We start from the raw sequence: 13,216 nt of genomic DNA on the forward strand, positions 1-13,216 counted from the left end.
CACTATCCTGGTCCACGGGCCGAGAGGCGCTGCAACGGACCGCCGGGTCCGCCACGCTCGACCCGCTTCACCTGACCAAGGGCGCCTCCCGACCGAGGGAGGCTGCCGGTGAACACCCCGCATGAACCCGAAGCGCGTCTGCGTGAGCTGCTCGAACAGCGGGTGGCGGTCCTCGACGGTGCCTGGGGCACCATGCTGCAGGGCGCCGGGCTCACCCCGGCCGACTACCGCGGTGATCGCTTCGGCGAGCACACCCACGACGTCACCGGCGACCCCGACCTGCTGAACCTCACCCGCCCGGACGTCATCCTCGACGTCCACCGCCAGTACCTCGCGGCCGGCGCGGACATCACCACGGCGAACACCTTCACCGCCACCAGCATCGGCCAGGCCGACTACGGGCTGCAGGCGTACGTCCACGAGATGAACGTCCGCGGCGCGCAGCTGGCCCGCCAGGCCGCCGACGAGGCCGGCGGCAAGTTCGTCGCCGGGTCGATCGGGCCGCTGAACGTCACGCTCAGCCTGTCGCCCAAGGTCGAGGACCCGGCGTACCGCGCGGTGACGTTCGAGCAGGTCAAGGCCGCCTACGCGGAGCAGATCGCCGGGCTCGCCGAGGGCGGCGTCGACCTGTTGCTGATCGAGACGATCTTCGACACGCTCAACTGCAAGGCCGCGATCGCCGCTGCCCGCGAGGTGGCGCCGCACCTGCCGCTGTGGATCTCGGTGACCATCGTCGACCTGAGCGGCCGGACGCTCTCGGGCCAGACCGTCGAGGCGTTCTGGAGCTCGATCGAGCACGCGAAGCCGCTGGTCGTGGGCGTGAACTGCTCGCTGGGCGCGGAGGAGATGCGCCCGCACGTCGAGGAGCTGTCCCGGCTCGCCGACACCTACGTCGCCTGTCACCCGAACGCCGGCCTGCCGAACGCGTTCGGCGGCTACGACGAAACGCCCGAAGAGACCGCCGGCCTGGTCGGTGGGTTCGCCCGTGACGGGCTGGTCAACGTGGTCGGCGGCTGCTGCGGCACCAGCCCGGCGCACATCGCGAAGATCGCCGAAGCCGCGAAGGGCGTCACGCCGCGCGAGGTACCCGCGCCGAGCACGCACACGCGGTTCAGCGGGCTGGAGCCGTTCGGCATCGGCGCCGACACCGGGTTCGTGATGATCGGCGAGCGCACCAACGTCACCGGCTCCAAGCGGTTCCGCCGGCTCATCGAGTCCGGCGACCACCAGGCCGCCGTCGACGTCGCGCTGGAGCAGGTCCGCGGCGGGGCCAACCTGCTCGACGTCAACATGGACGCCGACCTGCTCGAATCCGAGCAGGCGATGACGACGTTCCTCAACCTGATCGCCACCGAGCCCGAGGTCGCCCGGATCCCGGTGATGATCGACAGCTCCAAGTGGAGCGTGCTCGAAGCCGGGCTGCGCTGCCTGCAGGGCAAGGGCGTGGTCAACTCGATCAGCCTCAAGGAGGGCGAGGAGCCGTTCCTCGCCCAGGCCCGCACGATCCGGAACTACGGCGCCGGCGTCGTCGTGATGGCGTTCGACGAGCAGGGCCAGGCCGACACCGCCGACCGCAAGGTCGAGATCTGCGGCCGCGCGTACGACCTCCTGACGCAGGAGGCGGGCTTCGCGGGCGAGGACATCATCTTCGACCCGAACGTCCTCGCCGTCGCCACCGGCATCGCCGAGCACAACGGCTACGCGAAGGCGTTCATCGACGCGCTGCCCCGGATCAAGGAACGCTGTCCCGGCGTCCACATCTCCGGCGGCATCTCGAACCTTTCGTTCTCCTTCCGCGGCAACGACGTCGTCCGCGAGGCGATGCACTCGGCGTTCCTGTTCCACGCCATGCAGGTCGGCCTGGACATGGGCATCGTCAACGCGGGCCAGCTCGCCGTCTACGAAGACATCCCGAAGGAGCTCCTCGAGCTGGTCGAGGACGTGCTGTTCGACCGCCGCGAGGACGCCACCGACCGGCTGGTGAGCTTCGCCGAGAACGTCAAGGGCAGCGGCACCAAGCGCGTCGTGGACCTCTCGTGGCGCGAAGGCACGGTCGGCGAGCGGCTGTCGCACGCGCTGGTGCACGGCATCGTCGACTACATCGAAGACGACACCGAAGAGGCGCGGCAGCAGCTGGCGCGGCCCCTCGACGTCATCGAGGGCCCGCTGATGGACGGCATGAAGATCGTCGGCGACCTCTTCGGCTCCGGCAAGATGTTCCTGCCGCAGGTCGTGAAGAGCGCCCGCGTGATGAAGCGGTCCGTCGCCTACCTCGAGCCGTTCATGGAGGCGGAGAAGGAGAAGGCGCGGCAGGAAGGCCGGCTCCCGTCGAAAGGCGGCCAGGGCAAGGTCGTGCTCGCCACGGTGAAGGGCGACGTCCACGACATCGGCAAGAACATCGTCGGGGTCGTGCTCGGCTGCAACAACTACGAGGTGATCGACCTCGGCGTGATGGTGCCCGCCGCGAAGATCCTCGACACCGCGGTCACCGAAGGCGCCGACGCCGTCGGGCTGTCCGGGCTGATCACGCCGTCGCTGGACGAGATGGTCGCGGTCGCGACCGAGATGCAGCGGCGCGGGCTGAAGCTGCCGCTGCTCATCGGCGGCGCGACGACGTCCCGCCAGCACACCGCGGTCAAGATCGCGCCCGCCTACGACAACGCGACGGTCCACGTGCTGGACGCCTCGCGCGTGGTCGGCGTGGTGTCCGACCTGCTCGACCCGGACCGCTCGATCGCGCTCGCCGAGAAGAACCGCGCCGACCAGGAGGTGCTGCGCGAGCAGCACGCGAGCAAGCAGCGCCGGCCGATGCTCACGCTCGAGCAGGCGCGGCTGAACCGCGAGCAGGTCGTGTTCGCCGACCTGCCGACGCCGCTGTTCACCGGCTCCCGCGTCGTCGAGCCGTCCATCGCCGAGCTGCGCGAGATGATCGACTGGCAGTTCCTGTTCCTGGCCTGGCAGCTCAAGGGCAAGTACCCGGCGATCCTGGACCAGCCGGTCGCCCGCGAGCTGTTCGACGACGCGAACACGCTGCTCGACCAGATCATCGCCGAAGGCAGCTTCACCGCGAAGGGCGCGTACGCGTTCTGGCCCGCGCACAGCGAGGGCGACGACATCCGGCTCGACGGCGAGTTCGCGCACGTCGGGTTCCCGATGCTGCGCCAGCAGACGTCGAAGCCGGAGGACCGCGCCAACCGCTGCCTCGCCGACTACATCGCCCCGGAAGGCGACCACCTCGGTGGCTTCGCCGTCGCGATCCACGGCGCCGAAGATCTCGCAGCCGGCTACGAGGCCGAGCAGGACGACTACCGCGCGATCATGGTCAAGGCCTTGGCCGACCGGCTCGCCGAGGCCTTCGCCGAGCACATCCACCTGCGGGCCCGCCGCGACTGGTTCGAGCCGGACGCCGAGCCGGTGCTGGCCGACCTGCACGCGGAGCGCTTCCGCGGCATCCGCCCGGCGCTGGGCTACCCGGCCAGCCCCGACCACAGCCAGAAGCGCGAGCTGTTCGACCTGCTCGAAGCCGACCGGCTGGGCATGGACCTGACCGAGTCGTTCGCGATGACGCCGGCGGCGAGCGTGTCCGGGCTGATCTTCGCCCACCCGGACTCGCGGTACTTCACCGTCGGCCGGCTCGGCCGCGACCAGATCGAGGACTACGCGCGCCGCAAGGGTGTCGAGCGGGCCGAGGTCGAGCAGTGGCTGCGGCCGAACCTGGCCTACGAGCCCGAGGCGTAGTCCGTCAGCTCGATGTCCGTGGCGAACTTGTCGGTCGCCTTGAGCATCAGGCCGAGCAGGAAGCGGGACTTGAACGTCCAGTCCCGTAGCTTGATCCGCAGCGGTGACGGCGGCGCGAGGAACGGGCCCGCGCTGCCGCGCTGCGAGATCTTGGCGTAGCCGCGGAACTGTTCCTCGTAGCGGGCGAAGGCGACGCGGTGGTCGCCGTTCGCGGCCAGCAGTTCGCCCGCGAGCACGTAGGCGCCGACGATCGCGAGGCCGGTGCCGAAGCCGCCGAGGGTGTTGCCGTAGGCGGCGTCGCCGAGCAGCACGACCCGGCCGCGGGAGTAGTGGTCGATGGTGACGCGGGCGAGCGAGTCCAGGTAGAACTCGCGGGCGTCGGGGAGCTTCGCGATCAGTTCGGGCACCCGCCAGCCGGCGCCGCGGTAGGCCTCGGTCACCAGCTGCCGCTGCCGGTCGGTGTCGCCGCGGTCGTAGTCCAGCTCGGGCGAGGCGAAGACGAAGAACGCCGACGCCTTCGGCCCGCCGACCGCGGCCATCCGGCCGGGCTCGTTGTACATCACGGCCTCGCCGCCGCCGATCTGCCCGCCCAGCTCGGCGAGGGCGTAGTAGTGGCCGAGGAACCGGACGTAGTCGCGTTCGGGGCCGAAGGCCAGCCGCCGGACGTTCGAGTGGATGCCGTCGGCGCCGACGACGAGGTCGAACCGGCGCGGCTCGGCGTGGGCGAAGGTGACGTCGACGCCGTCGGACGTCTCGGTCAGCGCCGTGATGGTGTCGCCGAAGAGGTACTCGCAGTGCGGCGCGGTGCGCTCGTGCAGGAGGTCGCTCAGCTCGCCGCGGCGGATCTCGATGTCGCCGCCGGTGAACTCGCCGGGGATCACCGCCTGCGGCCGCCCGTCGGCGTCGATGATCGTCTGGTCGGTGCCGCCGGTCCGGCGGGCGAGGACGTCGTCGAGGATGCCCATGCGCTCCAGGACGGTCCGGTGGGTGGCGCCCTTGAAGTCGACGGCCTGGCCGCCGGGGCGCACCGAAGGAGCGCGTTCGACGACGGTGACGGCGTAGCCGAAGCGGGTCAGCCAGAGGGCGAGGGCGGGGCCGGCGATGCTCGCGCCGGAGATCAGGACGGTCTTCTTTTTCATGCCGCCGAGCCTGGCGAGGACGGCTTACCGGTCCCTGGCGAAGCGCTGACGGCGGCCGTCAGCGACTGTCGCGAATGGACCGCGCGCGGACCGTGACGGCGGAAAATTCCCGGCCGCGCGCGGGGCTTTCCCGGCGGTTTTCGCACGTTGACCCCGGCCGGTCGCGCGGGCACCATTTCCCGGGGGAGAGGGGGCGGGCGATGCTGGACAGCGAAACGCGACCGGCGGCCGCCGCGCTCGGCGAGCTGCTGCGCAACGGGGAGCGCGCACTCGAGGCCGACGGCGACCTGCGCGCCGGCCGGGAGTGGTTCGACCGGGCGTACCGGGCCGCGGAGGCCGAGTGCGACGGGCCGGGGATGGCGCGCGCCGCGCTGGGCCTGGCCGGGCTGTGGGTGCACGAACACCGGAGCGCGCCCGCGGCCGCGTTGCTGCAGGCGAGGCTGCGCAGCGCGCGGACCGCCGTCGACCCGGGGTCGTCGCTGGCGTTGCGGCTCAAGGCGCGTCTCGCGGGCGAAGCCGACTACGTGGCGGGGGAGAGCAACGAGATCCTCGCGGTGCTCGAAGAGGCCAAGCGCGCGGGCGACCCGGTCGCCTGGGCCGAGGCGGCGAGCCTCGCCCACCACTGCCTGCTCGGGCCCGACCACGGCGGCCAGCGCCGCGCGCTCGCGCAGGAGCTGATCACCGAAGGCTTCCGCACGGACCGCCGCAGCGACCTGCTGATGGGGATGCTCTGGCGCGCGGTCGACCTCTTCCTCGACGGCGACCCGCACGCCCAGCGCGGGCTCGCGGACCTGCGCGGCCTGCTGGCCGAGCGCGACCACCTCGCGGTCGGGTTCGTGCTCGACGCGATCGACGTCATGCTCAGCATCCGCGCCGGCCGCTTCGAGGAGGCCGAAGCCCGTGCGGCGGCTTGCGCGCTGCGGGGCGAGCAGGCCGGGGACGCCGACGCGATCGGCTGGTACACCGCGCAGCTCGGGGCGGTCCGGTGGTACCAGGGCCGCGTCGCGGAGCTGCTGCCGATGCTGCGGGAGACGGTCCACTCGCCGACGCTGAGCGCGGTCGACAACGCGCTGATCGCCGGGCTGGCCGTCGCCGCCGCGGCCGCCGGGGACGAGCGTGAGGCCGCCGGGGCGCTGGCCCGACTGCGCGGCCGGGATCTGGCGCTGCTGCCGCGGTCGAGCAGCTGGCTCGTGTCGATGTACGGGATCGTCGAGTCCGCGTACCTGCTCTCGGACGTCGAATCGGCGTTGGCCGCGTACGCGCTTCTGACGCCCTTCGCGCGGCTGCCCATGACGGCCAGCCTCGGCGTCGCCTGCTTCGGCTCGGTGCAGCACGCGCTGGGCGTCGCGATGCTGACCGCGGGCGACAGCGGGCGCGCCGCGGAGCACTTCCGGGCGGCGGTCCGCGACAACCTCGCGCTGGCGCACTGGCCGGCCGCGGCGCTGTCCCGCGCCCGGCTCGCGCAGGCGCTCGGCCCCGCGTCGGCCGAAGCCGCACGGGAGCTGGCCGCGGCGACGCGAGAGGCGGCGCAAATCGGGATGGCGCTGCCCGACTTCGCGGCGGGCGGGGTGAACCGGCGCGTCACGTGCCGCCGCCAGGGCAGCCACTGGCTCTTCGTCCTGGACGGGCGGGCCGCGCTGGTCGAGCACAGCGTCGGCATGGGTTACCTGGCGACGCTGCTGGACAACCCGGGCCACGAGCTGACCGCGGTCGAGCTGGCGCACGGCGTGGTCGCCGAGGTGACGTCGGCGCAGCCGGTGCTCGACCGGACGGCGACCGCGCACTACCGGCGCTGGCTCGCGAACCTCGAAGCCGAGCTCGACGAGCACGAGGCCAACCACGACGCGGGCCGCGCGGAGCAGGTCCGCACCGAGCGCGACTGGCTGCTGGGCGAGCTGTCGGCGGCCGCCGGCCTGGCCGGCCGCGTCCGCGAGTTCGCGGGCGCGGAGGAGAAGGCGCGGATCGCCGTGGGCAAGGCGATCCGCCGCGCGCTGACCCGGATCGCCGCGGCGGACGCGGTGATCGGCGACGTCCTGCGCGACGGCGTCCGCACCGGCATCCGCTGCAGCTACGACCCGGGATGAGCGCCTACTCGACCGCGCCGTTCTGGGTCAGCAACGTCTGGTACCAGGCGTCGTACGGGTGGTTCGTCGCCGGGTAGTTCGCCAGTGGCGTCGTCGCGTCGCCCGAGGAGTCGAAGTCCCAGCCGCGGACCAGCTTGCCCGACTGGCGGGCCGAGGTGATGAACGCCGACTCCGTCGCGGGCGCCCCGTAGAACAGCGCGCCCTGCTGCAGCTCCGCGCTGTCGCCCTTCTGGAACTCGTCGAACGCGACCTGCCGGTAGCGGATCCGGTCCCCGGTGACGCTCGCGGTGTCCACGCGCAGGGTGTTCGACGGCGTCGGGCCGTCCGCGCCCGTCCACACCTTGACGCGCCGGGTGCCGTCGGCGGCGGTGTCCTTGGCGTACCGCGCGTCCGACGTCTTGGCGTTGCCGGTCCACGTCACCGTGGTGCCGGCGAGGGTGCCGTTCCACGTCCAGTTCTGGCTGCTGCTCTGGCTCTGGTGGATCTCCCGCACGTGCGTCGCGTCGGTGAAGGCGACCGCCGGCTGGACGCCGTTGTCGTACTGGTGGCTGGCCTGCCAGGTGATCTCGCCGTCCGCGCCGAGCTTGCCGACGTGGTACCAGAGCGTCGAGGCGGTCTGCGACTGGTGGACCTCGACGAGGTCGCCGTTGTCGTTGAGTGCGACGGCGGGGGTCTGGCCGCTGTCGTACTTGCCGTGCCGCAGCCAGGTGACGCGGCCGTCGGCGCCGTAGGTCCCGGTCCAGTACCAGAGCGCGCCGCCGCCGGAGTCGTGCACCTCGACGACCTGGCCGCGCCCGTTGATCGCGATCGCCGGGTGGTAGCCGACGTCCCGCTTGTACTCGGCGCGGCTGCCGCCGTCGCCCGAGAGCAGCGGCAGCACGCGCCCGCGCAGCGCGTCCACGGTCGGCGAGCCGGCCGGGTAGTCCTGTGCCCGCAGCAGCCGGCTGCCGAAGACCGACTCCAGCTCCTGGTTGACCGCGGTCAGGTTGCCCGCCGCGAAGTCCGCGTTGTCGGTCAGGTCGTCCTTGAGGTCGAGCATGACGACGATCGGCGCGGCCGACGGGTGGGCCGCGGACCAGGTGTTCACCACCGACAGCCAGTCACGCAGGTTGTTCGACGCCGGGTTGCCGCCGCTGTGGTCGACGGCGTCGCCGGGCGAGTCGTGGCCGACGCCGTAGTCGTGGTTCGTGGCGTAGCCGTTGTCGTGGATGTCGTACTCGATGAACCGGACGCCGTGGTCGAGCTGGTAGGCGATCGAGTTCTTCGCGCCGTCGACGCTGCCCGAATAGCTGTTGTGCGTCGCGCGGAAGACCGACGCGGTGAACGGCGGGCTCGCGGCTTCGGCGGTCCCGCCGGTCAGGAGCGCGGCGGTGGCCAACGCCGAGACGGCCAGTGCGGGCAGTCGGGTCATCCTCGGGTCCTCACGTCGGGGAACGGGGCGGTCCCATCCTGGCCCGCCGGCCCCAACTGCGGGTGGAACACCGTGGAACACGGGTGGAACGCCTAGCTGGGGACAGCTGGACATCGAGGGAGGAACGTCATGACCTACGCGGGAGGACCCCAGTTCCCGGAGCCGACCGGACCCGTGCCGCCGCAGGCCGGGGTGCCCGGGCCGCCGCCGGCCGCACCGGCCGCGCCGAAGAAGTCGAAGCGGCGCCAGAGGATCGTGCTCACCGTGTTCCTGATCCTGGTCGCCGCGGTCCTCGCGCTGGTCTGGGTGGCCACCCGGTCCAACGGCGAGAACGCGCAGGTCGGCAACTGCGTCACCGAAAGCGGCGAGAACTACGTGAAGATCGTCGACTGCGGGACGCCCGAGGCGACGCTCAAGGTCGTCGCGCGGGTCGAGGACAAGACGCAGATCGAGGCGCAGATCAGCGCGTGCACCCCGTACCCGGACGCCGACCAGGTGTTCTGGGAGGGCAAGGAGGGCGAGACCGGCGTCGTGCTCTGCCTGGCCAAGACCGGCAAGTAGCCCGATGACCGCCGGGAAGTTCTCGTTCACCGGCTCCGGCGAGATCGTGGTCCGCAGCGGCGGGCGGACGCTCGCCGCGGCGGGCGACGCGATCGTGATCGGCGACCGGGTCTTCCGGCTGGCGGAGGTGGACCGGGTCGCCTACGCCGCGGCGGCCCGGCCGCGTCAGGCCAGCTACGCGCTGGGCCTGGCCCGCGGCCCGGTGCGCAGCCGGTTCGTGTTCGACGCCTTCGGGGGCGAGGAACTGGAGGACGCGCGCGAGACGTGGCGGCGGCTGGTCGAGCTGGTCGAGTCGGCGGCGTGCCCGCGGATCGCGCGGGCCGCGGTCGACGCGATCACCGCCGGCGCCACCGCCCGGTTCGGCGGGGGCGGGCACCGGCGGATCGACGCGGACGCCGAAGGACTGCGCCGGTGGCGGTGGTTCGCCCCGAAGGTGCCGTGGGCCGGCGTGCTCGGCACCGACCTGCGCGCCGGCCAGGTGCGCGTGTGGACCGGCGGCCCCGAACCGGAGCTCGTCACGGCCATGGCGGGGTGGAACGCGGTGGTCCTGCCGCGCGTCATAGGAATGATGGTGGCGCAGGAAAAAGAATCACCGGAAAACCGGGGATAACGGTATTTCCCCGATAGCCGGTAAACGCTCACGGAATGGGGGATCGACTGTCCGTTGTGTCGCATTCGCGGCACCGCTCGTCGATTTATGCCAAATCGCCGCGCGGATTCGGTACTCGACCGGGCCGGGCGTGCTCATTATCCGAGGAACGACTGTGCGCGGGCGCGGAAAGACCCGTGAGGGGTTGGGGAGGCAGTGGGTGTGGCGAACGACTGGCCGCTGGTGGGCCGCGAACAGGAACTGGCGTTCGCGCGCCGGGCACTGGCCGATCCCGAGGTGTGCGGGCTGCTGCTGACCGGCCGCGCCGGCGCCGGCAAGACGCGCCTGGCGAAGGTCCTGCTGGCCGAGCTGGCCGGTGGTGGCGCGCGCACGCACTGGGTGCGTGCGATGTCTTCGGCGTCGACGATCCCGTTCGGCGCGTTCGCCCACCTCCTGCCCGGCAGCGCGGACGGTTCGGGGGACCGCGCGCACCGGCTCAACCAGGTCGCCGGGCACCTCACCCGCGGCGCGGAGGGGCGCCGGCTGGTGCTGTGCGTCGACGACGCGCACCTGCTCGACGACCTGTCCGCGACCCTGGTGCACCAGCTGGCCGCGACGGCGTCGGCGTTCGTGATCGTCATCGCGCCGCACGGCGTGAGCGTGCCCGACGCGGTGTTCGCGATGTGGAAGGACCGCGTCGCCGAGCGGCTCGACGTCGGCGAGCTGACGCGCCCGCAGACCACCGAGCTGATCACCGCCGTCCTGAACGGACGGCTCGACGACGGCGCGGAGCACCGCTTGTGGAGCCTGAGCCTGGGCAACCCGCTGTTCCTGCGCGAACTCGTGCAGGGCGGGCTCGACAGCGGTTCGCTGTCGGCCGAAGACGGCGTGTGGCGGTGGAGCGGGGCGCTCACGGCGTCCCCGCGGCTGGTCGAGCTGATCGAGACCCGCACCGACCGGGTCGACGCCGACGAGCGGCGGCTGCTGGAGCTGCTCGCCTTCGGGGAGCCGCTCGGCAGCGATCCGCTGGTGCGGCTCGGCGCCGCCCGCGTCCTCGCTTCGACCGAGCAGGCCGGGCTGGTCGTGTCCGAACGGACCGGGCGGCGGCTGAACGTCCGGCTCGCGCACCCGCTCTACGCCGAGGTGATCCGCCGCCGGACGTCGCCGCTGCGCCAGCGCGACACCTACCGGATCCTCGCGCAGACCCTCGACCTCACCGGCGCGCGCCGGGCCGAGGACAAGCCGCGGCTGGTGCGGTGGCGCCTCGCCGCCGGGTTGCCGACCGACCCGCAGCTCGTGCGGGCCGCGGCGGAGACGTTGCTGCGCAAGGACTTCCCGCAGGCCGAGCAGCTGGCGGCCGAAGCCGCCCGGATGGGTGGCGGGTTCGGCGCGAAGTTCCTGCTCGCGCAGGTCCGGATCGCCGGCGGCCGGCCCGCCGACGCGGACTCGCTGCTGTCCGAACTGGCGGGCGAAACGGTGTCCGATGCGCAGCACGCCCGCGTCGCGGCCACGCGGGCGCGGAACCTGGCGTTCGGCCTGAACCGGTTCGAGCAGGCTTCGGCGGTCTTGGACACCGCGGAGACGGCGGTGTCCGGGACCCAGGACGACCTCGTGACCGCCCGGGCGGCCCTTTTGGCGGCCTCCGGCTCGTCGCGCGCGGCCCTGGAGCTGCTCGGGCCGGTGCTGGACCGCAACCGGCGCGGCGACGCGCTGCGGCTCGCGGCGCTGGTCGTCGCGGGCGGGGCGTTGGCGACGACCGGGCGGACGGAGGCGTGCCTCGGCGTCGTCGACGAAGGACTGGAGATCGCGGCGCGGATCTCGGACGCTTCCGCGCCCGGGGCGCGGGTCCGGCTGGAGCACGCGCGGATCGTCGCGCTGTGCCGGGCCGGCCGGCTCGAGGAAGCCGAAGACCTGGCCGGCGACGACTACCGCGACGCCGTCCGGGACCGGTGGGGCCCGGCGGTGGCGGGCGCGGCGGCGTCGCTCGGGACGGTCGCGCTCGCTTACGGCAACGTCCGCGGCGCGATCCGCTGGCTGCGGGAGGCCTTGGCGGCGGAGGTGCACGACCAGCCGTACGAGTTCCGCCCGGCGGTCGCGGCGGCGCTGGCCCGGGCGACGGCGATGAGCGGCCGGCTCGCGGAGCCGCTCGGCGACTGGGACGGCGCGTGGGTCGCGGCGGCGCGGGGTGAGCCTTCGCGGGCCGCGGAGCTGGGCTCGGCCGCCGCGGCGGCCGCCCTGGCGGACGGCAGGCTCGCGGTCGCGGCCGAGATCCGCCACGACCTGCTCCGGTTCGGCGCCGACCCGGGCGAGATCCCGTCGGCGGGCGGAATGGCGGCGCTGTACTCGGCGCACGCGGCGGCGGGTTCGGACGCCCCGGCGTTGGACGCGGTGGCGTCGTCGTTCGCCGACGTCGGCGCGCGGCTGCTCGCGGCGGAGGTGTCGGCCCAGGCGTACCGAGCCGAGGGCAAGAACGGCAGCGCGGCAACCTCGGCCCAGCGCGCGCGGGCGTGGCTGGCGTCCTGTGAGGACGCTGCGACGCCGGCCCTTTCGTCGCTGGAAACGCCCCTCGACCTGACGGTCCGGGAGCTGGAGATCGCCCGCTTGGTGGCAACGGGCTTGACGAGCCGGGCGGTGGCGGACCGGCTGGTGGTGTCGGTGCGAACGGTCGACAACGTGCTGCACGGGGTTTACGCGAAGCTGGGTATTTCCGGCCGCCGCGAACTGGCTTCGGTGGTGGGGCCGCTGGCATCGGGGAGTAGTCCCGGCGACGGTCCATAGGTAGATCGCGGCCGCGGGCGAGCGGAAGCCGAGTAGCCGCTACTCATGACCCGAGGGTCCGCCGGCCCAAGACTGGATGACAACGGAGGGGCACGGGCTTCACCGATCCGAATGTCAGGAGTGCACAGGATGACGACTTCATCGGGCGACGTTTTCCAGAACGAGCAGGGTTCCGGCGGCGACCAGTTCAACGAGCAGGCCGGCGCTGGGGGGCGTGGGGACATCTTCCAGAACGAGCAGGGTTCCGGTGGTCACGGGGGCGACCAGTTCAACGAGCAGGCTTCGACCGGTGGTCGCGGTGACATCTTCCAGAACGAGCAGGGCTCGGGTGGTCACGGTGGGAACCAGTTCAACGAGCAGGCTTCGTCGGGTGGCCGTGGGGACATCTTCCAGAACGAACAGGGCTCGGGTGGCCACGGGGGTGACCAGTTCAACGAGCAGGCCTCGACCGGTCGCGGCGTGGGAGACATCTTCCAGAACGAGCAGGGTTCCGGTGGTCACGGTGGGAACCAGTTCAACGAGCAGGCCTCGTCGGGCGGCCGTGGCGACATCTTCCAGAACGAGCAAGGCTCCGGCCGCGGCGGCAACCAGTTCAACGAGCAGGCGTCGGCCGGCCACCACAGTGACGTGTTCCAGAACGAGCAGGGCGCCGGCGGGCACGGGGGCAACCAGTTCAACGAACAGGCCTCGTCGGGTCGCGGCGTGGGAGACATCTTCCAGAACGAGCAGGGTTCCGGTGGTCACGGTGGGAACCAGTTCAACGAGCAGGCTTCGTCGGGTGGCCGTGGGGACATCTTCCAGAACGAGCAGGGCTCGGGCGGTCACGGTGGGAACCAGTTCAACGAGCAGGCTTCGTCGGGTGGCCGTGGGGACATCTTCCAGAACGAGCAGGGCTCGGGCGGTCACGGTGGGAACC

At 72.5% G+C, this 13,216-nt stretch carries 8 protein-coding genes; 5 read left to right on the forward strand and 3 right to left on the reverse strand.

The features are described from left to right. Nucleotides 1-108 precede the first annotated feature (108 nt). A complete protein-coding gene (metH, locus tag ACIRSS_RS49480) occupies nucleotides 109-3,738 on the forward strand; it encodes a methionine synthase (protein WP_400909291.1) in 3,630 nt (1,209 codons plus the stop codon). Here the strand turns inward: metH and ACIRSS_RS49485 are convergent. Next, nucleotides 3,720-4,877 carry an FAD-dependent monooxygenase gene (locus ACIRSS_RS49485; protein ID WP_400909293.1) on the reverse strand — a complete coding sequence of 386 codons (1,158 nt, stop codon included), beginning with the start codon at nucleotides 4,875-4,877 and terminating at the stop codon, nucleotides 3,720-3,722. The genes metH and ACIRSS_RS49485 overlap by 19 nt on opposite strands. Before the next feature lie 200 nt (nucleotides 4,878-5,077). On the opposite strand from ACIRSS_RS49485, the gene ACIRSS_RS49490 reads away from it, so the two are divergent. After that, nucleotides 5,078-6,961, forward strand: a complete 1,884-nt coding sequence (locus tag ACIRSS_RS49490) for a hypothetical protein (RefSeq protein WP_400909295.1) — start codon at nucleotides 5,078-5,080, stop codon at nucleotides 6,959-6,961. Between the two features lie 4 nt (nucleotides 6,962-6,965). Here the strand turns inward: ACIRSS_RS49490 and ACIRSS_RS49495 are convergent, their stop codons facing one another. Further along, nucleotides 6,966-8,372 (reverse strand): hypothetical protein, encoded by a 1,407-nt coding sequence (locus ACIRSS_RS49495; protein ID WP_400909297.1) that lies wholly within the window; start codon nucleotides 8,370-8,372, stop codon nucleotides 6,966-6,968. Between the two features lie 129 nt (nucleotides 8,373-8,501). Between ACIRSS_RS49495 and ACIRSS_RS49500 the strand changes: the two genes are divergently transcribed. The 3 genes from ACIRSS_RS49500 (at nucleotide 8,502) to ACIRSS_RS49510 (ending at nucleotide 12,300) form a co-directional block, all read left to right on the forward strand. After that, on the forward strand, nucleotides 8,502-8,933 hold the full coding sequence (locus ACIRSS_RS49500) for a hypothetical protein (protein WP_400909299.1): 432 nt from the start codon (nucleotides 8,502-8,504) through the stop codon (nucleotides 8,931-8,933). Nucleotides 8,934-8,937: 4 nt separating this feature from the next. Continuing rightward, nucleotides 8,938-9,543, forward strand: coding sequence for a hypothetical protein (locus tag ACIRSS_RS49505; protein ID WP_400909301.1), 606 nt, complete (start codon nucleotides 8,938-8,940; stop codon nucleotides 9,541-9,543). 201 nt (nucleotides 9,544-9,744) lie between these two features. Beyond that, nucleotides 9,745-12,300 (forward strand): AAA family ATPase, encoded by a 2,556-nt coding sequence (locus ACIRSS_RS49510; protein WP_400909303.1) that lies wholly within the window; start codon nucleotides 9,745-9,747, stop codon nucleotides 12,298-12,300. 138 nt (nucleotides 12,301-12,438) lie between these two features. Here ACIRSS_RS49510 and ACIRSS_RS49515 read toward each other — a convergent pair. Next, nucleotides 12,439-13,216, reverse strand: a 778-nt coding sequence (locus ACIRSS_RS49515; RefSeq protein WP_400909305.1) for a hypothetical protein, incomplete at its 5' end; no start/stop codon positions are given.

The sequence above is a fragment of the Amycolatopsis sp. NPDC101161 genome (assembly GCF_044768185.1).
GTDB lineage: Bacteria > Actinomycetota > Actinomycetes > Mycobacteriales > Pseudonocardiaceae > Amycolatopsis.